Annotated in this window: 19 protein-coding genes; 12 read left to right on the forward strand and 7 right to left on the reverse strand. The window is 61.1% G+C overall.

All coding sequences use genetic code 11. From position 1 onward, the window contains the following. The first annotated feature begins 378 nt into the window (after nucleotides 1–378). Together DEIPE_RS23090 and DEIPE_RS09265 are read left to right on the forward strand one after the other, a co-directional pair. A complete protein-coding gene (locus tag DEIPE_RS23090; protein WP_015231308.1) occupies nucleotides 379–948 on the forward strand; it encodes a helix-turn-helix domain-containing protein in 570 nt (189 codons plus the stop codon). Further along, nucleotides 873–1,511 carry an IS630 family transposase gene (locus DEIPE_RS09265; RefSeq protein ID WP_217218470.1) on the forward strand — a complete coding sequence of 213 codons (639 nt, stop codon included), beginning with the start codon at nucleotides 873–875 and terminating at the stop codon, nucleotides 1,509–1,511. The genes DEIPE_RS23090 and DEIPE_RS09265 overlap by 76 nt, the downstream gene beginning before the upstream one ends. Before the next feature lie 108 nt (nucleotides 1,512–1,619). On the opposite strand, the gene DEIPE_RS09270 is transcribed toward DEIPE_RS09265, so the two are convergent. From DEIPE_RS09270 to DEIPE_RS09280, 3 genes are all read right to left on the reverse strand, one after another. Further along, the gene (locus DEIPE_RS09270) at nucleotides 1,620–2,456 is read right to left on the reverse strand and encodes a PEGA domain-containing protein (protein WP_015235709.1); all 837 of its coding nucleotides are present in this window, start codon (nucleotides 2,454–2,456) and stop codon (nucleotides 1,620–1,622) included. Between the two features lie 144 nt (nucleotides 2,457–2,600). Then, nucleotides 2,601–2,786, reverse strand: a complete 186-nt coding sequence (locus DEIPE_RS09275; RefSeq protein ID WP_015235710.1) for a Sec-independent protein translocase subunit TatA/TatB — start codon at nucleotides 2,784–2,786, stop codon at nucleotides 2,601–2,603. Nucleotides 2,787–2,944: 158 nt separating this feature from the next. Further along, nucleotides 2,945–4,003: a ferritin-like domain-containing protein gene (locus DEIPE_RS09280; RefSeq protein ID WP_015235711.1), complete on the reverse strand. Its 1,059-nt coding sequence runs from the start codon at nucleotides 4,001–4,003 to the stop codon at nucleotides 2,945–2,947. A 422-nt stretch (nucleotides 4,004–4,425) separates the two neighbouring features. On the opposite strand from DEIPE_RS09280, the gene DEIPE_RS24940 reads away from it, so the two are divergent. Next, nucleotides 4,426–4,641 carry a DUF2268 domain-containing putative Zn-dependent protease gene (locus DEIPE_RS24940; RefSeq protein ID WP_245557619.1) on the forward strand — a complete coding sequence of 72 codons (216 nt, stop codon included), beginning with the start codon at nucleotides 4,426–4,428 and terminating at the stop codon, nucleotides 4,639–4,641. 237 nt (nucleotides 4,642–4,878) lie between these two features. Here the strand turns inward: DEIPE_RS24940 and DEIPE_RS09285 are convergent, their stop codons facing one another. Together DEIPE_RS09285 and DEIPE_RS09290 are read right to left on the reverse strand one after the other, a co-directional pair. After that, complete coding sequence (locus tag DEIPE_RS09285) at nucleotides 4,879–7,704, reverse strand: DUF3427 domain-containing protein (RefSeq protein ID WP_015235712.1); 2,826 nt, start codon at nucleotides 7,702–7,704, stop codon at nucleotides 4,879–4,881. 328 nt (nucleotides 7,705–8,032) lie between these two features. Further along, nucleotides 8,033–10,777, reverse strand: a complete 2,745-nt coding sequence (locus DEIPE_RS09290) for a DUF262 domain-containing protein (protein WP_015235713.1) — start codon at nucleotides 10,775–10,777, stop codon at nucleotides 8,033–8,035. Nucleotides 10,778–11,206: 429 nt separating this feature from the next. Between DEIPE_RS09290 and DEIPE_RS09295 the strand changes: the two genes are divergently transcribed. The 3 genes from DEIPE_RS09295 (at nucleotide 11,207) to DEIPE_RS09305 (ending at nucleotide 13,289) form a co-directional block, all read left to right on the forward strand. Beyond that, a complete protein-coding gene (locus tag DEIPE_RS09295; protein WP_015235714.1) occupies nucleotides 11,207–11,863 on the forward strand; it encodes a hypothetical protein in 657 nt (218 codons plus the stop codon). 107 nt (nucleotides 11,864–11,970) lie between these two features. Then, nucleotides 11,971–12,246 carry a hypothetical protein gene (locus tag DEIPE_RS09300; protein ID WP_015235715.1) on the forward strand — a complete coding sequence of 92 codons (276 nt, stop codon included), beginning with the start codon at nucleotides 11,971–11,973 and terminating at the stop codon, nucleotides 12,244–12,246. Continuing rightward, complete coding sequence (locus DEIPE_RS09305; protein ID WP_015235716.1) at nucleotides 12,243–13,289, forward strand: GIY-YIG nuclease family protein; 1,047 nt, start codon at nucleotides 12,243–12,245, stop codon at nucleotides 13,287–13,289. The genes DEIPE_RS09300 and DEIPE_RS09305 overlap by 4 nt, the downstream gene beginning before the upstream one ends. Here DEIPE_RS09305 and DEIPE_RS09310 read toward each other — a convergent pair. Together DEIPE_RS09310 and DEIPE_RS09315 are read right to left on the reverse strand one after the other, a co-directional pair. Then, the gene (locus DEIPE_RS09310) at nucleotides 13,214–13,846 is read right to left on the reverse strand and encodes a hypothetical protein (protein ID WP_015235717.1); all 633 of its coding nucleotides are present in this window, start codon (nucleotides 13,844–13,846) and stop codon (nucleotides 13,214–13,216) included. The two genes, DEIPE_RS09305 and DEIPE_RS09310, sit on opposite strands and share 76 nt — an antisense overlap. Before the next feature lie 187 nt (nucleotides 13,847–14,033). After that, complete coding sequence (locus tag DEIPE_RS09315) at nucleotides 14,034–15,215, reverse strand: site-specific integrase (protein ID WP_169316597.1); 1,182 nt, start codon at nucleotides 15,213–15,215, stop codon at nucleotides 14,034–14,036. 159 nt (nucleotides 15,216–15,374) lie between these two features. Between DEIPE_RS09315 and DEIPE_RS09320 the strand changes: the two genes are divergently transcribed. The 6 genes from DEIPE_RS09320 to DEIPE_RS25510 all read left to right on the forward strand — a co-directional run bounded on the left by DEIPE_RS09320 (nucleotide 15,375) and on the right by DEIPE_RS25510 (nucleotide 22,090). Beyond that, nucleotides 15,375–16,049 (forward strand): MerR family transcriptional regulator, encoded by a 675-nt coding sequence (locus DEIPE_RS09320; protein ID WP_015235719.1) that lies wholly within the window; start codon nucleotides 15,375–15,377, stop codon nucleotides 16,047–16,049. 204 nt (nucleotides 16,050–16,253) lie between these two features. After that, nucleotides 16,254–17,339, forward strand: coding sequence for a vWA domain-containing protein (locus DEIPE_RS09325; protein WP_041230813.1), 1,086 nt, complete (start codon nucleotides 16,254–16,256; stop codon nucleotides 17,337–17,339). Between the two features lie 4 nt (nucleotides 17,340–17,343). Continuing rightward, nucleotides 17,344–18,372 (forward strand): hypothetical protein, encoded by a 1,029-nt coding sequence (locus tag DEIPE_RS09330; protein WP_015235720.1) that lies wholly within the window; start codon nucleotides 17,344–17,346, stop codon nucleotides 18,370–18,372. 80 nt (nucleotides 18,373–18,452) lie between these two features. Then, a complete protein-coding gene (locus DEIPE_RS24680; protein ID WP_217218471.1) occupies nucleotides 18,453–19,907 on the forward strand; it encodes a type I restriction-modification system subunit M in 1,455 nt (484 codons plus the stop codon). 77 nt (nucleotides 19,908–19,984) lie between these two features. Next, the gene (locus tag DEIPE_RS24685; protein ID WP_217218472.1) at nucleotides 19,985–20,875 is read left to right on the forward strand and encodes a hypothetical protein; all 891 of its coding nucleotides are present in this window, start codon (nucleotides 19,985–19,987) and stop codon (nucleotides 20,873–20,875) included. A gap of 186 nt (nucleotides 20,876–21,061) precedes the next feature. Next, a complete protein-coding gene (locus DEIPE_RS25510) occupies nucleotides 21,062–22,090 on the forward strand; it encodes a transposase (RefSeq protein ID WP_425387723.1) in 1,029 nt (342 codons plus the stop codon). Nucleotides 22,091–22,097: the final 7 nt, after the last annotated feature.

Below are 22,097 nucleotides of genomic sequence, written 5' to 3' on the forward strand. Positions count from 1 at the left end.
TAGAAAGGGCAGATGGTGCTTGATGACCTCGCCGAACTTGGCAGGATCAGCCAGGGCAGCTTCTTGGAGCGACACACGCCCTTGATGCCGCTCTTTTTTCGTCTACGCCGCGATCAAATCGCCCTTCAGGACGGCACCAAAACCAAGTTGTGGGGTACTGAGGCGAGAAACTTTCCCTGCCCGTCATTCAGGCGAGTCTGCCTGTTTCACTTGGTTTTGGTGACTTTCCAGATCACGCCCGCCCCGGGTTGCGGCTCGTACGGCCGATCGGTTTGGCTGAAGGAGGCGTGCCCGGTGCTTTTTTGTTGCTGGGCTGGTGGACCTCTGCTAATGCATCGTTCCTCAATGGGAGTAGAGTTTGAATGATGGGAGGCCCCGATGCCCAAACTCCTCTCTGCTCGTCCTCCGCTCGATCCCACCGAGGAGGCTCGGGTCCGCCAGCTCGCTCGAGCTCGCCACGCCCCGCATGACCTCAAGCAGCGCGCCCAAACGATCGTCTTGAGCTGGGACGGGCATCGCACCATGTCCATCGCCGAGCACCTCGGCTGTCACCCCCAAACCGTGCGCGAACGCTTCGCCCGCTTCAACGCGCATGGCCTCGAAGGCCTGAACACACTGCCCGGCGCGGGACGCAAGCCGCGCCTCACCCAAGAAGAGCGCGGTCGACTCATCACCCTTGTCGGCCGCACTCCCCCTGGCCGTGCCGTGCGTGACGCGAGCGGTGAACTCGTAGCCGTGGACGTCAAGAAGCCCGCCCTGTGGACGCTCGATGCCTTGGTCGAGGTGGCTCGTGAGCAGGGCATCATCGTGGGTCGGAGTCAGGTGCGCCGCATCCTGCAACACGAAGGCGTGCGGTGGAGGCAGCCCCGGTCATGGGCCACCAGCCCGGATGCGGACTTCATCCCAAAAGAGCGGCGGTCGTCGCGGCCTACACCGAATGCCCGGTGAACGCGACGACCGTCTGCGTCGATGAACTCGGCCCGGTGTCGCCAAGAACCTTTCCACCAGCAGGGGGCTGGACGAAGGACGGGCATCGGGTGAAAGCGCCCCTGGAGTACAGCCGAGGGCTGGATCGCACGTGGGTGTACGGGGCGCTGCGCGTGCGAGACGGACAGGTACTCACGCAGTGCGGGCCATCGAGGAACACGGTCGGATACGTCAAGCTCCTGGAGGCGGTGGAGCGCGACAACCCGGAAGGGGACATCTTGGTGGTGAGCGATAACCTCGCAAGCCACAAGAGCGCTCCAGTACAGGCGTGGTTGGAGACGCACCCACGGGTGAGACACGTGTTCATTCCGAAGGGCGCGTGCTGGCTGAATCTGATCGAGCCGTGGTGGCGTTTGCTGCGCCGAGAAGCGTTTGCGGGCATGACGTTCGTGGACGCGGCGGAGGTTGAGCAGGCCGTGCAAGACGGGACGCGGCGGTTGAATGCGAGGGCGTGCCCATGGGTGTGGGGGCGACCCGCGAGGACGCCGCGCTTCCGGCGACATGCGGTTCTTTACCGCTATTGAGGAACGATGCACTAAGGCTCGATGCGCGCACGCCTCGTTGCGATTGAGTCGCGTGGGCTGCCACGTGCCAAAGCCCTCAGCACGTATGGGTCTTCAAGAGTGAGGTGTTCAGCGAGGTGATGGCGCGTTGATCACCTCGAAGCACACAGGGGAAGCGCCAGCGACACTGCTTGGCGTGTAGCAGTACTGCCCGGTTGAAGTGGGAATGACTTCCAGCGCAGTCACCACCTGCAGGCCGATTGGCACGTCAATATCCACTCGTGCTGCTCGTTGAGCGTGCACGTACACGCCGAACCTCGCGTTGGCGCTCACTTCCTGCGTCAGGGGGTTTCCGGCCGGAGCGTTGCCGAACTGAGCGGCCACCTTGAAACTCCCATCCCGGAAGGACTTGCCCGCCGGGAGAAGCAACTGCACGTAATCCGTACCGGATATTCCCGTACTCGCCATCCCGTGCATGACCACCTGGATGTAATCCTGATCGACGTACAGTTGCAGACCCGGCGTGTTTGCGTCCCGATCCACCACGCCCGAGTAGGCGTACGCACCGGCGGGCGCGCCGAGCAGTACCAGCTTTCCGGCTGCGTCCCCAGCATCGACGGGCGTCAAGGTCGTCGGGAGTGGCGTGATCCACACCACGCGGCCGTCCGGGGCCAATTTGAACTGCGCCGTCACGGGCTGGAAGCCTTCCGCGTTGACTACCACGTTGTACGTTCCCGCTGGAAGGCCGGTCAGGGTGACGCCGGTCTTGTCGGGATTCTGATCCGCGACCTTGACGGTCTCGCCGCTGGTGGCGTTGACCACGGTGAACTCCACCAGCGTGGCCGTCGGCGTGGTTGGCAACGTGAACTGTGCTGTGCCGGGCAGGTTGGCACTTCCAGTCGATTGACTGCATGCCACGAGCCCTAAAGCGGCCACCGCGGCAAGCGCGATCATTGCTGTCGGCATGGATGTTCTCCTGGTCTGAAATGCGAAGGACTGGCGGTCAGTGGGTCCGTACATACAGGTCTTCAAGGTTGGTCATGTGCAGCCTGGTAATGTTCTGGCTGAGCGGCCAGCAGAAAACGCTGGTCTGAGCCATGCGCGTGGCATTTATGCGCGTTCTTCTGGACTCACGGTGTCGTGATCGGCCAAACCATTCGTTTTTCCGTCATGATTGACGCCGTGCCTGAATTCGCGAATACCCTCTCCAAGGCCCTTGCCGAGTTCGGGGAGTTTCCGCGCGCCGAAAACCAGCACCAGAGCGAGGATGATCAGTACAATTTCAATGGGTCCCATACGCTCCTCCAGCAAGCACAAACCGCCCACGTTCGGCGTTCAAGCGACGGGCGCGGTTGGCGGGAATGCTCGTGCTTGTGCGGTGAAGGGCTACGGAACATCGAAGCACCCCTCGATGTTCCGCAGCCCGACGAAGTGTGGCGGACCAACGTCAGGGGTCAGCCGAGCAGGGAGCTGAAGTCTCCCCGCACACCGTCGGGGAAGAAGCCGCCCTTGGTGGCGCCGCGCATCAGGTACACGATATTGAGCACTTCACGGGGGCTGCGGCTGAATGCGATGGCGTTCTCATCAGCCAGGACGATGTTCGCGCCGCGCATCAGGTACCCGGGATTCCCGGTGTAATTCGGGCCGACTTCGATGCCTTGATCCTTGTCGGTCGCCGGGTCGTCCAGCGCGTCGCGCGCGTTGGAAATGCCCTGCACGACCTGCGCTACCAGCAGACCGCCGTCTTGTGGCGTGACGTTGCCGCTCATGCCGGTGACGGACACGTGGCGGTGCGCGTACAGTACGGTGCGAATTTCACTCGCGTGGTAGGCTTCCACAGCCAGAATGCCCGCAGCGGCAGACAGGATGTCGGAGTTCGTGACGAGCGGAGCGGCGCCTTTGTACGCTGTCACACCGACGTCCTCGAAGATGAACGCGCCAAGCAGGAAGAACAAGGCGTTGGCATAAGGGTTGAAATTCATGATCCGGCCGCCACTGGCGGCTTGCCCGGCGGCAGCAAAGGCCGGGCCAAGGTCAAGCACCGGACGCGATACGGCAGCCGAGCCGAGGGCCGCGCGGAGGAACTTCACGTGCTTGATCTCGTCCTCCGCGATTTCCTCAGCGTACTCGCGGATGGTCTTCCCGAACATGTCCATGCGGACGCCGGGGTTGGCTTCGAAGTCGATGCCTTTCTTTGGGTCGAAACCTTCCGGGAAGATGATGCGGGCATCCCCACCGATGGAGCGGACGTCGTCAATGCGCCCGACGGCCGCGGCGTAAAAGGCCGCTTCGAGGTATTCGAGGTTCAGAGCGAAGTTCAGGATGGCGGTGTCGACGTTCGGTTTGTGGGCCTGAGGAGTGTTCTGCGCGAGGGTGGCGACGCCTCCACCGCAGGACGCCAGGACCGCACCGGCACTCATCAGGCCCAGCTGTCCGAGGAACTGGCGGCGGCGGTTGGGTGTGGTCGTCGTGTCAGTCTCTGCGTTGCTCATCTCGACATCCGTGTTCTTCATATTTTCTCCTGATAGAAATAAGATTTGAGGACCGCAGAGAAGACGACTAACACGGTGCTAATCACCACCGTGACTCGATTGAGAAAAATTCCGCATTCCTCTATACAGAGCATTCGTCATTAATATGTTCCCATATTGAAAAAATAGTTAAGGTCCGGTGTTTATGATCAGCGTGTAAATATTTGTGAAAAATGAATGGTGCTTCGGGGAATTTCCAGAGGCCTAGGAGCTGAACGAACGGCACCTGATAATGCGGGCACACGACGAGTGTAGGTAGCGCTGTGGCCAATCCCGCGCAAATCGCTGGCACCGTCTCGCCCTACACGCCGTCTCGCCGTTCGAGTCGGATCGTTTGCAGCAAAGCCAAAGCGACCAGGCTCCATGTCCATGTGGCGTGGTGGTGTACGAGGCCGACGAACGTAGTGCAACTCAGCTGGGCGCAGGCATTAACGCGAACCTGGAGGAACTCTGGTAGCACGCGGAAAAAACCGGGTGTCACGGGCTCCGATCACGCCGCGTGGTTGTTCGGATCGGAAGCGGCGAGGCTTCCACGCTGGAGAGGGTACGCACTCGGGTACAAGCTGGAAGGGCGCTTTTTGCGACGTGACGGGGGAAGCGCGAGCACATCGGCCCCGTGACGACCCTACAGATGATTGGTGCGAGGTCGGCAGTTCAAGTCTGCCCTTCCGTACCAGAAAACACCGACGGGGACGCATTCTGCTCGATCGCGTCCCCGTCGGTGTTCTGCCATTTTCGGTCAAGTGCCACTACGCATAAAGCCCCATCTACTCCACCCGACATCTCCGAAACGAAAAGTCCGATCGGCAGAGGTCCATCCCCTCGCGTTCGGAGTGGCCTTTCCCCGCTGCTGGTCCTCACTTCGTGAAGTGGTAGTGCAAAGGTTCTGGGAGACGTTCAGGGAGTTGGAACAATGCGTTGAACGGCTCGGATCCTTCGACACTCGCGATGCTCACCGCTCCCAGGTAGTAGTACAGGCTGTGTTTCGCGCCCTGGACGAACAAATGCACCAGTGTTCCCGTCTGTCCATGCTCTACGATTTCGCGTCCGGTGCCATGAAGTGGAGACTGGCGGTTCTGGCTCTGCCAGTTGAAAAGGTTCCAGTCGGGCGCGAATCCGTTCTGGTACTGATGCGATTCCCGTGCGTCGCTGGTATCGATCTGGGTCAGCAGCGCGAAGTGACCGTCGAATTTCAGGACGCCGACGTTGTGTTTCGCCGGGTCGAACTGCACCCCGAAGTAATTGACGATCTCGCTGCGCCGGTAACCCTGGTAACGGACCAGGTCCGCAGGTGTGCGAAGTACCCCACCATGCCTCACCCGGTAGTCGGATGCCAAGGTGTACTCGATCCTCCGCTCGATTTCTCGAGACAATCGCGGGTCTTTCTTCAGGCGCCGTTCGAGTCCCGCCGACCACCGGCCGTTCTCGAGGAGGTCTTTGAACTGAGGCTTTTTCTCCAAAGTCCTGAGGGCTGCATCGACATCGATGTCACCTTCGAGACGCCATTGCGGGTAGCGTTCCAGAAAAGCACGGACGCCACACTCGACGTCCTCCGGATACAGACTCAAGGCCCACAAGACGGCGTAGGGATAGACCCGCTGCGCTTGCAGATCGGACTCGGCGGCGCGCAGCAGGCGGGCCACTAGGCTGTCATCCTGCACAGCCAGTTCCCATTCGTCCGCGTCGCCCATCTGCAGTCGGCACTCCAACCATGACCCGAAAGCGCGGCGTACCTCTCCGAAGTCCGGCAGGTCCGCACGACCCCAGAAGTCCATGATTTCAGGACGACGACGCAACTCCGGTCGGTCCGGTGAGCTCAACTCGGCTCGTAAGCGCTGGTAGGCTTCTTTCACCAGGGCCTTCTTGGACCAACCACCAGCCGTCTGCTGCTGGAGCTTCAGCAGCATCTGCTGTGTCTTGTCCTCCAGCACGATCGCGCAGTGCTTTGGTGGGTTCAGCTCCAGCTTCTGTTGCAACACCCGGCCTTCCGTGACGTTCAACGCGGCCGAGTTCAGGGCACGCAAAGGAAGCAGAGCGTTCTTATGGTGCCCGACGAAGTCGAGGATGGTCAGCACCTCGGTGTCCGGATGGAGGCGTAAGCCACGTCCGAGCTGCTGCAGGAACAGCCCAGGCGACTCCGTGGGCCGGAGGAACAGCAAACTGTTGATCGCCGGGATATCGATACCCTCGTTCAGAACGTCCGCGACGAACAACCACTCCAACGGGTGGTTCGGGTCGCTGAACTGCTGATACACCACGCGCCGCTCGGCCGAGCCGGTACGACCCGTGACCGCGACCGCCGTACGGCCCCGCTCACAGAAAGTGGCAGCCATGAATTCCGCGTGTCGGACTCCGGCACAGAAGCCTACGGTGGCTCGTCGACGTCCGTCGTACCCTTTCTCGAGCGCGTGGCGCAGGATCAGGTCGGTGCGTTCGTTCAGCATCAAGGCGTTTTCGAGCGCCGTTACGTCGAACTGCCCGTGCCGCCACGGAACGTGTTCGTAGTCCACCTCATCCGCGATGCCGAAGTAGTGAAAGGGAATCAACCAACCCCGGTCGATGGCCTCTGGAAGGCGAACTTCGTACGCCACGTTGTAGTCACACAACCGAAGGACGTCTTGGCCGTCCACTCGCTCCGGCGTTGCGGTCAGGCCCAGCAGGAAACGGTAACGCACGGTGTCCAGCAAACGCCGGTAGCTGTCCGCCGAGGCGTGGTGGAACTCGTCGATGACCACGTAGTCGTACGGCTGCTCCAGCAACGCGCTGTGCTCCGGTCGGGTGAGGCTCTGAACTGTCCCGAATACCATGTCGACGTTTCCCGGATGCTGCCCCTGAGCGAGGATGCCGCTGGTCTTGCCCGGGAGTACCTGCCGGTAGGTCGTTCGAGCTTGCTGGAGGAGCTCCTCGCGGTGAGCGACGAACAGGACTCGGATACTACGCCCACCGCTGGCGCGTTCGAGGGCTCGCGCATCGAACGCGGCGAGGTAGGTCTTTCCGATTCCGGTCGCGGCGACGACGGCGGCCTTGGTCTGACCTTCGGAGCGCAGCCGTGAGAGTTCACGGAGTGCCTCCCGCTGCGCAGCATTGGGCACGGGTCCCTGTGCGGTCTGCTCTTGGGGCTGGGGCGGCACCGAGTTCCTATGCTGAGCCCGGTAACGGGCGGCGTAGTCTTGCAGCGCGGCGGGCGTCGCGGGAAGGACGTCAGGACGCTCCCAGATCTCACCGAACAACACTTCGCACTCTCGAACACGAGCCATGTCGTCGTGACGGGTATTCCACTCCAGGCTGGTGAACAGTCCGCTCTTCGTGAAATTCGATGAGCCCACCCAGCAACTGGCAGTCCGGGCATCCTGTCGAAACAGGTAGAACTTCGCGTGGAAGCCGTCCGGTCCGTCCTGCAACCGGACGTTCTCTTCTCCCACGAGCCTCACCAGGCTACCGATGGCCTCTGGTTGGGAAACGTTCAGGTACGTCGAGACGACGACCCTGAGCGTGCCACCACGCTCGAGGAAGCGGCGAATATCATCCAGGAAAAGGTTGAGCCCGCTGAAGCGAAGGAAGGAAACGCAGATATGAACTTCCCTGGAGGTGCGCAACGCCTCTCGCAGCACTTCACCCATAAAAGCGGTAGAGGTCGAGTTCAGTACGTTGTAAATAGAACTGAGACCTTCTGGCGGTGACATGCTCCTCCAGTCTAAGAGCACCGAACAATAGTCATGCGACTGCTCAGAATTGCGAATACGCCGTTTTGGGCTGGTACCTCAGTGTGTCAACATCCAGCAGGATATACCCCATGTGCCGTTCTTAAGGACGTTTTCGCTCTTGAGGCAGGCAGCAGTGGAAATCGAACCCACTCGTACCCGAAGGCCGTCAGGAACGGCCTTCCTCACTACGCCCACATTCGTTCACACGATCTGAGAACCGCTCAGTTGCAATACGCTTGCAGTACGGGTACTACGAAAAACATGAAGATCAGCAGAGACAGATTTTGCCCGGACGACACGAGCAAAGTCAGCTCACTTCGTGACTCGGCTCCCCCTCCTGATGTTCAGAACCACGCAGAGCGCCGGTGACCACAGGCTCGACCAGATGGAGCAGCCGCAACATCACTTCCGCCACGGCCTCGGGGGCGGTCTCGATCGGGACACGCACATCCAGCCACTGCCAGTCACCTGAGCCGTTGAAACTCCCGCTGCGAACCTCGAATTCCCTGAAGTGCTCCACAGCCAGATGATGGACTTCCCTGTAAGCGCCCCACATCCGCTCCTTGGCAGGGTGTTTCCTGCCGGTCTCGTCATGGAAGGAAACCAGAAGAATTCCCTCCACACTGCCATCGAGGAGCTCGAGGTGAATGCTTCTTGGCCACTTCGAGCAATACACCTTCCGGTAGTGTCGGTTTTCCCTGATGTTGTCCCTGTTGAGGGTGTAACCCTTGGGAAGCCTCTCGAGGAGAGCCTGCGTGGCCAGGTCAAGTGCGGGACGTGCCGCATCCCTCGGGGTGGGCACTGCAGTACCCAGCAGCTGGCTGATCCGTGGAGAAGTCACGCCAATCAGATGCAACAACGCGGTCACAAGCCGATCTGCAGAAGTTTCAGCTTCGAACATCACTGTCAGCCATACCCACCACTCGTCTCTCCCAAACAGCAGTTCCTGTTCGCTGAAATCCAGTTCCACCAGCGGCTTCAGATCCTGCATCGCAGAAGCCGCGATTTCCTTTCGGGAATCAGCATCAGGCAAGGTGTTGTACAGAGCGACCCTGATCCGCTCGTCTTCGTCGACGGTACGGACCGCGTAGTGCAGGCGCTTTGGCCAACCTGAGTGGTGGATTCTGAACCCCTCTCTCGAGGTGGAAACAGTCAAACCAGGCGGCAAGATATCGGCAACAAGCCCTGCCGCCTGGCGGACCGCCGTGTCAGGGCTCACGAAGGCAGCCAATGACCTCCCTGGCTCGGCTCTGAATTCCCCTGGATGGGGCCAGACCTGCTGAGCCACCTCGAAGAGAGACAGGCCACGGCTCTCGATGACGTCCTCGTCCCAGCTGTTCTGGTCCTGAAAAAAAACATTCAGCCGCAAAGCACTCTGCTGGGCGATCCTCGGGCGTTTCACCTCGTAAGAGGCATTGCTGACCGATGAATTCAGGCTTTTCGTCAGAAGTGTCAGGTTACCGAAGCTGTGCAGGATCCGGTTCCGCCATGCCTCAGGGTCAGCCACACCTTCCCTGGCCATCGGAGGTGACCAGTTGTCATGCCATTTTCGCGGCAGAACATGCTCCACCGATGGACGGTCAGCGAGAAGAAGCTTCTCCTGCTTTCCGGTGGTGAGGTGAACGTCCAGCGCCTCCAGAACTGTCGCGACGCCCCTTGGCCTCAAGCGCAGGTAAGCCGGATCGTACAGGAACGACTGCCGGAATTCGGCATCGCCCGGCCAGCGCACACTGTCCCCTTCTCCAGCATTCAGGAACGACCTCACCAGAGGGTGCGGTGCGCCACCCTGGTCTCTCAGGGACTGGATCAGCGTGACGAAAAGACGGTTGTAGTTTTTGGAGTTGAGACCCACCACGAAGCGACGCACCACAAAAGACTCCAGGTCGGCGAGGATCATCTCGAGCTGGTGGTTGTCGGTACCGGCGTCTGTCAGGAGGTACATCAGCAGTGGGTGCAGGGTGCTGATATCCAGGGAGTCAAGACGACGGGCCAGAACACCGAGACGTGAGGAGGCGTCCGGTTCCGCCAGACGTCGGTACGCTTCACCCTGGCGCTGGAGTTCCTGTAGTCCCTCTTCTGTCCGGCCATTGGCATAAGAGCCGGACCACCAGCGTTTGAATGCATCGAAGAGGTGCGCCTCGCCGATGTCCTCTCCCAGCTTGAAGGTCAGAAGGTGCTGCAGGAACCAGCTGAGGTTTTCCCTCTTGAGGCGGCCCCTCTGCACTTCTTTCCGCCAGAAGCCGTTCTCGCGGTCGAACTCAGCCCAGTACGTGTCGTACAGACGCTGAACGTCGGATTCCTCGCGGGCCGCTCGCGAGAAGATGTGGTTCCTGACGAGGTCTGATGGCAGCAGACGTTCCCCACGGGCGTTGAGGGTCTCGAAGATGACCTGCGGATCGTCATCCTCCTCGAGGTCGATTGTGACGACCTGCAGATGACGCCTCAGTGCTTCGTATAGCGCCTCGAGCCGGTTCATCCCTTCCCTGCCGTTCCCTTCGAACCACTCGCGAAGCTGGTGATGGAAGTACAGGTAGGCGAGGGCAACCCGGGGAACGTGGGTGAAGGAGTCCCTCAGCCCGTTGACCCAGGAAGATACATCTTGTGGATCTCCACTCAGCAGAACACGCTGAAACGCGGGCTGATCGAAACGGGTAGGCCAGACCTTGAACCGCTCTTCTTCTCGTTTCCGTCCGACCGAGTTGTCGGTCAGGTTCACCAGTTCAGCGTGCAGGTCTGGATCGGCATCCCGGGAGATGTCGCGGAAGGCTGCCAGGAAAAGCTGGAAAGTCGTCAGCCGCTGCTGACCGTCGATGACTTCCTTCGCATGCAGTTCACGCCCGAAGGTCCTCACGGGAGAAAGGACAATCGCACCGAGAAAGTGGGGCCTGATTCTTCCACCCTCGATGACTGCCTCTGCGCGAGAGCGGATATCACTCCAGAGAGGTTCCCACTGACGGTCCTGCGACCACACGTACCGACGCTGGTAAAGAGGCACGGTGTACCGTTCCTGTCTTTCGAAGAGTTCATACAGCCCTTGTTTGTCGGGACGCATGCGCCATTCTACTTTCGTCACCTTACCTTGAGGGACCTGAAGCCATGCAGCCGTCATGACAGGGTTGGGCACTGGGATGCAGCCAGCCAAGCTGAAGGGTGAAGCCGAGCGCTGGCCTACACGCAGAACCTGAAGCAGGAAGCAGACCCCCTGGAGCACTTCACCATGGGAATCCTCGCATCAGACCAGCCACCATGGGGTTCCTCCAGGTCCAACAGGCAGAAAAGCCTGGCTGGTTCGCGCTGTGCAGCCTGGCGACCCGGACGCCGCGCGTTTGTTGCTGCTGCTCAAGTGATCGCCGTGACCCGAAATTCGCCACTCCCCCGCAGAACGCTCATCCGGAAAGGACAGTCGGGACGTGAGAGTGATTGCCGCAGGTGCCATCCTGTCGGCTTCTGCATCGGGCGCCAGCAACGATTATGCTGAATTATGTTCCGTGATCGGCTGGCGAAGGTGACCGACTTCCTGCTGACGCAACAGGAAAACCTCGAGAAGAACGAGCGTGCTTACAAGCTGCAAGGAGCTGAAATGACGCGCGCCCACCTGCAGTCCTTTCTTGATGGCAGCCTCGCCGGGAAAGTCAATGTGCAGCAGGGCCTGAACCTGCTGTACTGGCAGACGGTCGATGACCTCAACCGGATGGCGAACGAACGGCCGGACGTGTTCCGTGAGGCACTCACGCAACTGTGGAACCTCCCAGGCGACCTGAAGCGTGCCGACGCCTTCTGGAGCGCGCTTGACTCCGCACTGGAAGTGCTGCCAGCCGAGCAGCGGCAGCACTTCAACGGCTTTGGAACCCGGGCCAGTGTGGTGAGCTACTTCTTGTTCCTGACCGACCCGACGGGGCACCCCTTCTACCGTCCCAACTTCGCGGGTCGCGCGGTGGAGTGGCTGTATGACAAACGGGACGGTCTGGACCGCCGTTCGCTGGGAAGTTTTCTGACGGATTTCGTTGGGCGTTGCCGGTACCTGCACCGGGAGTTCTCGGACGCCAGGGTGCCGCTGAGGGACATGCTGGACATGCAGGGGGCGCTGTACATCATCAGTACCCAGTACCTTCCTGACGCGCGGAGGCGAAAAAAGTAGGCACAACCGGGTACTCAGGCCCGGCTCAGCGGGAATGATGACTCGAGGTTCCCAGTCGTGATTTCGGACGACTGGTCAGACGTGAAAGGCCCGGATGAAAGAACGCAATGCGTGACCGTTACTGGATTTACAAGCTCGACAAGGAAGAACGCGCCCTTTGGCGGCGAATCCTGACAGAGCGCACGGCAGCCCTGAGGCCGAAGGTGAGGCCGACCGGCATGAGCAATACCGATTGGCAACAGAAGCTGCTCCAGGCCAGTGAACAGGTGACCCGTGAAGCCGTTCTGGCTTTCCAGGCCCAGCGTCCCGCCCGTTTCACCCTGGATGAGCTGCTCGCCGAACCCCACGAGGCAAAAGACCAGCCCCCGGAAGGGGAAGCATGAACGACCCCCAAGCTCAGCAGGCCATCGGGGAAGCGGGCAGTACCGGAGAAACGGCGGTTCTGAAGTCCTTGGGCTTTCCTGCCATGCAGCTCGTCTCAGGACGGCTTTCCATCGCCGATCTTTATGCCCGGGACAAGCGCTGCGGAGTGTACGTGCTGCGCTTCAGGGGCGGTGAGTACTACGCCGGTCAGGCGGTGGATGTCTCGCGGCGCTTCGGAAATCACCGGAAGGCCCACGCTGACATCGAGGCCATCACCTTCCAGCCTGCTGGAAAGCGGGACCTGGACGAGGTGAAGAGACAGGTCATCCATACCCTGGAGGGCTCGTCTTTCCGCCTGCGCAACATCGCCCACATGAGCGTCGTGGAAGGCGAACGCGACCTCGATGCGCTCATCACTCCGGAGGAACAGAACGCCTGGCTCGAGGGAAACCTCCTGCCTGACGCCGAAGGAGCGGTGGACGACCCCGACCTCCGCCGGAGGTACCGTTCACGCTTCGAGTCTTTCCGGCAGACCGGGGGGTCGGAAGAAGCGTCGCTGCTGCTCGGACTGTACCTTCAGCGTTGCCTTCCCAGGGAGAGGCAGACCGAACTGAGTTTCTGGGCAGTGTCGTGCCTGCCCACCACGAAACTGCTCTACCCGGATCTGCGGGTCCTGTACCGGGTGAACCTCAACATGATGGAGGTCTTCACCGCTTCCCAGTCGCAGGGCCAGAACGGGTACAGCTTCCACCTCGCTCGCTCGCCCCTCGAACAGGAGTGGGGTGAAGACTGGCCTCTGGTGCTGGAAGACTCGGGCCTGAAAGTCATCGGGGACCTGTACGCGCCCGGAGGCCACGATCAGGCCAGCCTGTTCGCCTCGTCCGCCGAGCTGGCTTTTATGCTGCTCGAGTACCCGGTCTTCCGTCGGGCGGCGAGGTTGATGAACTTGCGTCTGATGCGCAAGGGGCCGACGTACTACGCCCAGTTTCACTGCTTCGATCTGGCGGAGTACGCCCGCGAGGTGCTGGCCCGTGAAGAAGCAGTGGAAGGGCAGTCGACCTGAGTGACGCCTGCGGTATCAGGTTTCGGATGACCCGCTGGCTTGTCCTTGACTCCGAAGAAATTGCGCCAGCTTCTCGCCGTCGATGAACCACTCGCGGCCTGGACCAAAGCATCATCACGTTCGCATGAGATTCCAAGGTCGCGCAGATCCTTGACGAAGTCATCCATCTCTTCTGGTGGAACATGCAGGTACTCACCGCTCAAGGTCGTGTCTTGAATTTCGCCGTACTCATCGCGGATTTCCTGGGGAATCACCTCGAGCATTTCCTGTTTCGGCCAGCCTGGCCAGTCTCCATCGTCATACCCGGAAGGTGTCCCGAAAGGAGCGTCAGAGAGTGGCCCGGCTTCGGTCTCTTCTTCGGAGTCCTCATCCAGGTAGCTTTCCACCAGCTCCTGGTATATGGCTGGTGAGACCGTCGACTTGACTTCTCCCCAGGTTCGGCAGAACTGCACCGCGTACCTGGCCCAGGCGAGTTCCAGCAGGCGGTCACGAGGCAGGGCCACCACGGATTCCCATTCATCGTAGTCAGCCAGACCGTACACGAAGCTTTGGCTCATCTCCACTCCTCAGGGTGATTTGATCTCTCTTCACCGTACGTCGGGACCCGACCCGTCGTAAGGGCACGCCGTTCATGGAGTGGGCAGAGACTCCCGTTCCCACCTGCTGAAGTCGTGCCACTGCAATCCCGATGTGTTCACAGGGGAAGTGTGGCGATGAATGCCGGTTGCCCTGTTCACTGGCGGGCTATTCGTCTTCGGGGAGCAGGTCCACCAGCGAGAGGACGGCGGTCTGGCGTTGTTCCGGGAAGAGGTGAACGTAAACCCTGTTGGTGAAGTGGGGATCACGGTGACCCATGCGGTCAGCGACTTCTTTCGGGCTGCTGCCTTTCAGGATCGACAGCGAAGCCGAAGTATGACGCAGGTCGTGAAGCCGGATGCGGCGTACTTCTGCCTTTCGGACCAGGCGGTCGAAGCTGCGCTGCAGGTTGCGTGGCTGGTAGGGAGTACCGACGTTGGAGGGGAACACGAGTCCCTGTTCCTGCCACTGCTCACCCATGGCGGTCCTGCGTGCCTGCTGGAGAGCTTCGTGTTCGCGCAACACCTCGATGGAATCGGGAGCGAGAAGGATGCTGCGCTGACTGGCTTCGGTCTTGGGTTTGGTGAGTTTCGGTCCTCCCGGCGCGGGGATCAGGTTGTGGCGCACGTGAAGCTCCCGGCGCGGAAAGTCGATGTCCTCCCAGTGCAGGCCTAGGAGTTCACCACGGCGTAATCCGGTCATGATCGCCAGGAAGAACAAGGGGTACAGATCATCCTGCCGGATCGCGTCGAGGAAACGCACGGCTTCTTCTCTGGTCCAGGCGTCGGCGCGGGTGGGCGGCACCTTCGGTGGCGTGGCAGCTTCCGCGACGTTGCGGACCACCTTCCCCCATTTGAGGGCCTGCTTCAGCGCGCAGTGCAGCATCACGTGCGCCATCTGCGCCATACGTGGGCTGAGCCCTTTCTGCAGCATCTGCCGGTAGAGGCCGTCGAGGTCTTGCGCGCCGAGTCTGGTGAGCCGCTTTTCTCCCAGCTTTGGGGAGATGTGGTTCTTGAGCAGAGAGCGGTAATGGCGAACGGTGAGTTCGGCCAGGTCATGTGTGGCGCGAACGTCGATCCAGCTGTGCAGGTAGTCTGCCAGTGTCGGGTCCTCTGCGGTCAGAAAGAAACCCTGGTTCTTTTCGTACTGCGCGTTGCTGAGCTTCTTCTGGACTTCCTCGCGGTTCTTGCCACGGAACCACTTCCGGAGCTGTCTGCCCTCCTGGCCGTAACCGATAGTGAGGCTGGCCTTGTAACCGGTGATGCGGCCTTTACTGTCCCGTATGGCAGTGATCCCGCCTTCCCCGTTGGCACGGGTACGGTTCCGCCGGCCCTGAATCTTGCGTGACATGTTGTCCCTCTCTGACCCGCCGTGGTTGAGGACTGCCCCTGGCGTTTCGTCATCCTGGCCCGGGTTCATGCCGGTCACCGGGACCTGGACTCCTTTCCTGATCCCCGACATTAAGTCTTGTCGTTTGACATAAATTATTGTCAAAGTTAATTTGACCGTATGCCCTCTCCCCTTGAGCCATACCGTGAGGGTGCGTTCGACTTGGCCGAGTTCGTCCGAACGGCCAACGAACTCCTTTCCCACTACCTCCCCGAGGTGGAAACTCCCTCCGAGGGCTCATCACGCTTCAAGGAGCAGCTCAACGAGCGGCTCGTTCGGCATTACGCCACGCTCGGCCTCCTCGACGCCCCTGAAAAAGCCGGAAGAGAAAACCGTTACACCTACACCCACCTTGTGCAACTCCTCGCCCTTCGCAAACTGCAGGCCGAAGGACACAACACCAGAACCATCGAGGGCCTGCTCCAAGGCAGGAGCGACGCAGAACTCACGGCCCTGCTGGAAGGCGGCACACGCATGGAGGTCATGACCGGCAATCCCGCGCTGGCTTACCTCACCCAGCTGAAGGACTCCTCACTGCTCAGCCAGACCATGGGCACCGTCACTCTGGGAATCGCTCCCAAAAGAAGCGCCTCCCCTTCCCTGTTCGAGGCTCCCGACCACTCGAGCACCTCACGCAGCAGAAGCCGACGCTGGATCCGCTCGGAAGTCGACGATGGTCTGGAGTTCTTCGTGAGGGAAGACTACCGGCCCCCAAAAAGCAGGAGCGAGAAACAGGCCCTGCTGGAACGCATCACAGCACTCATCGAAGAACCCAGCCGCAAGAAAAAAACCTGATCCTGTCTGTTTCCGCGCTCCAGGCGCACGAAAGGAAGTCAGCATGCACGAGCCGAGCGTCACCTTCCACCCTGTCAGGGCCGCCCTTGCTGCCGGTGAATCACAGGACTTCCACCTCCTGATCCGCGTCACCGCTCCACACCTGTCCATGAGCAAAAGGCGGTCCCACTCAACCTCGCCCTTGCCATCGACCGCAGTGGCAGCATGTCAGGCCAGCCGATCCATGGTGCCCGCGAAGCCGCCAAGGCCCTCGTGAGGCAACTCTCCCCCGAAGACCGGATCGCGGTGGTGACCTTCGAAACCCAGGCGGAAGTCGTCGTTCCCAGCACCCTCGCCAGAAACACCGCGCTGCTGGAGCAGACGATCGACGGCATCGATATCCGGGGGAGGACAGCCCTCTTCGACGGTTGGGGTCTCGCCGCGATGAAAGTCAGCCGACACCTGAAACAGGACGCCCTGAACCGCGTGGTCCTGCTTTCCGACGGCTGCGCGAATGTCGGCCTCCGAAAACCGGATGAGATCGCCGGTCACGTTCAGGAGCTGGCGCGGCGTGGCGTCAGCACCAGCACCTATGGACTCAGCGACCACTACGACGAGGTCCTGCTGGAAACCATGAGCATCGCCGGAGACGGCAACTACGCTTACGTCGAACACCTCCAACAGCTCACACCACTTTTCGACGCCGAACTCAGTGGCCTCCAGTCAACCCATGGCCGTCTCACCAGCCTCGGAATCGAACCCAACGGCGAACTCGACATCACCATCGCCGATGTCCTCAACGACTACAGACGCACGGAAACTGGGCGCCTGAAACTCCCCAACCTCATCGCCGGTACTCCCGTCGAGACCATCATCAAGGTTCACGTATCGGGAAAGTCAGCGCTCCAGCCGGGCGACACTGCCAGCCTCCTGAGAATCAGGCTCGCCTGGACGGACACGGGAAGCGGAGAACGGCGTGTGCTGCGCACCTCGCTCAAGCTTCCCGTCCTTTCCGCCAGCGAAGTGCAGTCCCTGCCTGAAGACGCCGATGTGAAGGACAAAATCACCTCACTGCGCATCGCACGGGAAAAGGATGAATCCACCCGGAGCATCGACAGGGGCGACTACCCGGCGGCCTACGAGTCCGTCCGCCGTGCACGGCAGCTTTCGCTGAACCTCGCAGGCTTCGAAACCTCGAGCCGAGAGAGTGGGGAACTCGACGACATCGAATCCTCCCTCCAGTCCAACGAGTACGCCAAGGCCCGCAAGCTCGCCAGCAGCCAATCCCATACCCGCAAACGGAAAGGCTGAAACCGTGACACCAGAAGACCGCTTCTGGAAGAAAGTCGAACTGCTCCTCGGGCAGGACGAAGACACCCTCGAGAAAGACCCGGTCTGGCTGCAGTTCCAGGAGCTCATGGTGGCCAAGGCCAGCCCTTTGCTGGCCAGTGTCGACCTCAATTCTCCCTGGCCGCTGCGTCTCGCGGCCGCACTCCATCCTGCCACTCCCGAAAGAATCCTTGCTTCTCTCGAAAAAGACTCTCTGGCGTTCGTTGGCCAGCTCGCCACCACCCGCCTCGAACGCCAGATCGAACCCGCGCAGCTCCCGATTCCTCTCCGTGTTCCACTCCACGCCGCTTCGCAGGAGTGGTGGGTGTACTCCCCTTTCGGAGTGGTTGACGCGGGCTGGGATGACTTTTTCGATTTCCCAGGACATGCGCGCCGACTGGCGGAGCGCGTGGAAGCCGGAGTGCTCCGCCTGCAAGAAGCCGAGGCGTTCCTCGATGATTACTTCCCTCGCTGGTCTGAAATGGCCCGCCAGCTCATCCGCGAAGAAGACAGGGACGAGGACGAGGATGGAGACATGGAAGACGAAAAGCCGGTCCAGCTGATGAGCTTGGTCGAGCACCTTCCTTCTCTCGGCACACTCTCTGGCTGGTACCCCGATACCTGCGACAGTGTGATGGGCGACGTTATGTACCTCGTCGAACCCGACCTGCCGGATATCGGCTGGTCACTCGGTTTTCCTTTGCTCGCCAACATGACCGAAAGGGATATCCTTGACTTCCAGGAGCTGCAGATCGACGGAAAGGAGTTCCTGGAAAGGTCTGAAATCGGGAGCCACTCCAGCTACTACAGCCTGCAGATCGGCAACTTCTTTCCCGGCGGCGCCACCTGTACACTCACCCTTTCACCGACCAGCATCGGCAATTCCGGCTTCGACCTCACCGGCATCCTGGGACTCGGCAATTTCGGCCTTGGAGTGGACTGCCGGATTCTCGCGAAACGGGCACTGGAAATCGCTTACCCCAAAGACCGCGAGATACTGATCCCATGGTACTGAGGAACCCGGAAACCGTCAGGTCGCACGAAAAAGGCTTTTTTCCTGCGGCCTGGCTCCTCCCCGGTAGACTGGGGACAACCATGCCCAAGCTCACGCTGCCGCAGCTCGAACGACACCTTTTCGCCGCCGCCGACATCCTGCGCGGCAAGATGGACGCCAGCGAATTCAAGGAGTACATCTTCGGAATGCTCTTCCTGAAACGCTCCTCGGATGTCTTCGAGGCACAGTACCAGCGCATCCTCGCCGACCAGATCAAGAAAGGTCGCACGGAAGCTGAAGCAAAGCAACGCGCCGAATCACGTGCCTACTATGCCGAGCAGCGCATCTTCTACGTCCCTGAACGCGCCCGCTGGAACTATTTGCGAGACGAAGCCCACAAGGACGTAGGTGACGAGCTGAACAAAGCCCTCGCGGCCCTGGAAGAAGCGAACTACGAGGCGCTGGAGGGCGTGGTCGGGCACATCGACTTCAACCGCAGGGTCGGACAGACCAAAGTGCCCGACAGCAAGTTGCGTGAGCTGATCCTGCACTTCAACAAATACCGCCTGCTGAACGAAGACTTCGAGTTCCCCGACCTGCTGGGCGCAGCCTACGAGTACCTGGTCAAAGAGTTCGCCGACAGTGCCGGCAAGAAGGGCGGCGAGTTCTACACCCCGCGTGACGTTGTGCGCCTGATGGTCCAGCTCATCGCCCCGGGGGAAGGCATGCGAGTCTATGACCCCACGGTCGGCTCAGCGGGCATGTTGATTCAGAGCCGCCAGTACGTCGAGGAGCACGGCGGCAACCCGGGTGCAGTGGCGCTGTACGGCCAGGATGCCAACGGCGGCTCGTGGGCGATGGCGAAGATGAACCTGATCATGCACGGTATCTTCGATGCCGACATCCGCAACGAAGACACCCTCGCCCGGCCTCAACACAAAGAACCCGACGGTGGCCTGATGCGCTTCGACCGGGTCATCGCCAATCCGCCCTTCAGCCTCAACTACAGTCAGGCTGACATGGAAGTAAAGGGGCGCTTTCCTTACGGCTTCACACCCGAAGGCGGCAAGAAGGCCGACCTGATGTTCCTGCAGCACATGCTCTCCGTCACCCGCAACGGGGGTATGGTCGCGACCGTCATGCCTCACGGGGTGCTCTTCCGGAGCGGCGAGGAGCGTGCCATCCGCAAAAAGATGCTGGAGGACGACGTGCTGGAAGCCGTCATCGGCCTGCCCTCCAACCTCTTTTACGGCACGGGCATTCCCGCCGCTATCCTGGTGCTGCGCCCCAAGAACAGCAAGCCCGCTGCGCGCAAAGGCAAGGTGCTGTTCATCAATGCCGACGCCGAGTATCACGCTGGCCGTGCCCAGAACTACCTGCGCCCGGAGCACATCGAGAAAATTGCCAGCACCTTCGAGCGCTTCGCGGACGTGCCGCACTACGCCCGTGTGGTGGACATGAGGGAACTGGCCGAGAACGACTACAACCTGAACATCCGCCGCTACGCGACAATACTCCCGCCCCAGAACCGCAGGACGTGCGGGCACACCTGCTAGGGGGCGTGCCCGGAGCGGAGATAGAAGCGAAGCGGGAGCTATTCGCCAGCCACGGCTTCGACCCGCTGAGCGTGTTCATGGATAACAACGGCGCGTACCTGCACTTTCGGCCAGACTTCGCCCGGCGCGAGACGTTACGTACGCACATCGAAGCGGATGCGGGTGTGCAGGCCAAGGAGAACGACCTACGCACTCGCTTTCAGCAGTGGTGGGATGAACACCACATGCCCATCGTAGCCCTGCCGCAAACCAAAGCCCTGATGACGCTACGGGCTGAGTTGCTGGAATCCTTCCAGAGTGCGCTCTCCCCCGCCCTGCTGCTGGACCGTTTCAAGGTCGCGGGCGTGATTGCCAGTTGGTGGGACGCGAACAAGTACAACCTCAAGACCCTGGCGGCGAACGGCTGGAGTGAACTGCTGGACGGCTGGATTGCCAACGCCACCGGAGACGAAGCCGACACCAGCGCTACCGGTGGCATCGACCGCGACCGGCTATTGCACGCTCTGGCGCCCAAGGCGATGCAGCAGCTGGAAGCCCTGGAGGAACAGAAGGCGGAAGTCGAGGCGGCGCTGGCCGAGCTGGAAGGCGACCCGGAGAGCGAGGACGAGAACGCCGCACTGTTCGAGTCTGAACAGAACGCCGCGAAGGTCAAGGTTCTCAAGAAGAAGCTGGGCGACCTGAAGAAGCAGCACAAGACCGCCCAGGCGCAAGCTCTGAGCAGCCTGAGCGCCACCGCGAAGGCCATGAGCGACGAGGACCGTCAGGCGCTGGTGCTGCGCTTCATGCGCGAGGACCTGGAAGCCGCGCTGGACCGCTACGTCACCGCGCACCGGAATCACATCGTGCGCGCCGTCGAGAACTGGCACGATAAGTACCACGTCAGTTTGCGTGCGCTGGAGCGGGAACGGAGCGAGGCGGCGCTGAAGCTGAACGAGTTCATGCGGGAGCTGGGTTATGCAAGAGCGTAACGAGTGGCAGCTCGTCACATTGAGTCAACTCGCCGATCTTGGTACCCGACAGTTTTAGGTACAAGGTTCTCAGGAGCGAGTGAGGCATAAAGAAGCGCGTCCCAGTCTGCCTTCAACGCCTTCCAATCCCGCCTGAGAGATTACTTCCCCAAGTACCGCAAGAATCAGCTCGACCTGCTCGTTCTGATGCTGTTCGCCCTGATCACCGCACAGGACACCCGGCACGCCAAACTCGCCGCGCGCTTCCCCGGCCAAGCCAAAACCCCCTCGGTGATCCGGCGTATTGAACGGTTCTTCCAGCAGCATCCGCTGAATCCACAGGATGTCGCCCGTTTTGTCCTGCACGCCCTTCCTGACGGCAAGCGCACGTTCATCCTGGACCGAACGAACTGGAAGCTCGGCAAGCAGAACGTGAACATCCTCGTGCTCGCCGTCCGCTGGCGGGGCGTCGCGATCCCGCTGCTATGGGAGACGCTCGATCATGGCGGCAGCAGCAATCAAGCCACGCGCGCGGAACTGCTCGCCCAGGCGCTCGAACTCCTGAAACCCCACCAGATTCGCTTGTTGATCGCTGATCGTGAATTCATCGGGGCGGACTGGCTGGCGTTCCTGACCGAGCACCGTGTGCCATTCTGCCTGCGGGTGCGCTCGGACACCAACGTCGATGGTTTGCCGGCGTGCGAGTGGCTGCCTGACTTGAGGCCGCACGAGCGCGGCGTGATTGCGCACGAGGTGGAGGTGATGGGCGTAATAGTGAACGTCGCAGTCACCGTCAGTGCTAAGGGTGATCGGGACGTTGCGGGCCGAGCGGCTGCTGGACTGCTATGCGTCACGGTGGGCGGTGGAGTGCCTGTTCGCTTCGATGAAGTCCAGGGGCTTCCGGCTGGAGTCGTCGCACATGACACGGGCCGCACATGTGTCGCGGCTGATCGGGTTGTTGACGCTGGCGCTGGTGTGGTGTGCCTTGCTGGGCGAAGGGCAGGAGCGGCGGGTGTTGGCGCACGGCCAAAGGGCGGTGGGGATGCTGGCGGATGGCTGGTCGAGGTTGATGCGGGCGTTCACGCGAGCTGTGTGGGGAGACATGCAAGCACTGTTGGGGCTGGTGGACCAGCTCTTCTCACCGGCTGGTACGTGAAGTCACAAAACTGTCGGGTACCAAGATCCTCTCCTTTCAGCTGGACCACTTCTCAGGGGGCAGACCAAACGTCTGCGTGAGGAGGTC

Source organism: Deinococcus peraridilitoris DSM 19664 (assembly GCF_000317835.1).
Lineage (GTDB): Bacteria > Deinococcota > Deinococci > Deinococcales > Deinococcaceae > Deinococcus_A > Deinococcus_A peraridilitoris.

Bases quoted from the DNA above. Each gene is read 5' to 3' on its own strand.
- DEIPE_RS23090 (WP_015231308.1), top strand. From the start codon at position 379: ATGCCCAAACTCCTCTCTGCTCGTCCTCCGCTCGATCCCACCGAGGAG.
- DEIPE_RS09265 (WP_217218470.1), top strand. From the start codon at position 873: ATGGGCCACCAGCCCGGATGCGGACTTCATCCCAAAAGAGCGGCGGTC.
- DEIPE_RS09270 (WP_015235709.1), bottom strand. From the start codon at position 2,456: ATGCCGACAGCAATGATCGCGCTTGCCGCGGTGGCCGCTTTAGGGCTC.
- DEIPE_RS09275 (WP_015235710.1), bottom strand. From the start codon at position 2,786: ATGGGACCCATTGAAATTGTACTGATCATCCTCGCTCTGGTGCTGGTT.
- DEIPE_RS09280 (WP_015235711.1), bottom strand. From the start codon at position 4,003: ATGAAGAACACGGATGTCGAGATGAGCAACGCAGAGACTGACACGACG.
- DEIPE_RS09285 (WP_015235712.1), bottom strand. From the start codon at position 7,704: ATGTCACCGCCAGAAGGTCTCAGTTCTATTTACAACGTACTGAACTCG.
- DEIPE_RS09290 (WP_015235713.1), bottom strand. From the start codon at position 10,777: ATGCGTCCCGACAAACAAGGGCTGTATGAACTCTTCGAAAGACAGGAA.
- DEIPE_RS09295 (WP_015235714.1), top strand. From the start codon at position 11,207: ATGTTCCGTGATCGGCTGGCGAAGGTGACCGACTTCCTGCTGACGCAA.
- DEIPE_RS09300 (WP_015235715.1), top strand. From the start codon at position 11,971: ATGCGTGACCGTTACTGGATTTACAAGCTCGACAAGGAAGAACGCGCC.
- DEIPE_RS09305 (WP_015235716.1), top strand. From the start codon at position 12,243: ATGAACGACCCCCAAGCTCAGCAGGCCATCGGGGAAGCGGGCAGTACC.
- DEIPE_RS09310 (WP_015235717.1), bottom strand. From the start codon at position 13,846: ATGAGCCAAAGCTTCGTGTACGGTCTGGCTGACTACGATGAATGGGAA.
- DEIPE_RS09315 (WP_169316597.1), bottom strand. From the start codon at position 15,215: ATGTCACGCAAGATTCAGGGCCGGCGGAACCGTACCCGTGCCAACGGG.
- DEIPE_RS09320 (WP_015235719.1), top strand. From the start codon at position 15,375: ATGCCCTCTCCCCTTGAGCCATACCGTGAGGGTGCGTTCGACTTGGCC.
- DEIPE_RS09325 (WP_041230813.1), top strand. From the start codon at position 16,254: ATGTCAGGCCAGCCGATCCATGGTGCCCGCGAAGCCGCCAAGGCCCTC.
- DEIPE_RS24680 (WP_217218471.1), top strand. From the start codon at position 18,453: ATGCCCAAGCTCACGCTGCCGCAGCTCGAACGACACCTTTTCGCCGCC.
- DEIPE_RS24685 (WP_217218472.1), top strand. From the start codon at position 19,985: ATGGATAACAACGGCGCGTACCTGCACTTTCGGCCAGACTTCGCCCGG.
- DEIPE_RS25510 (WP_425387723.1), top strand. From the start codon at position 21,062: ATGCTGTTCGCCCTGATCACCGCACAGGACACCCGGCACGCCAAACTC.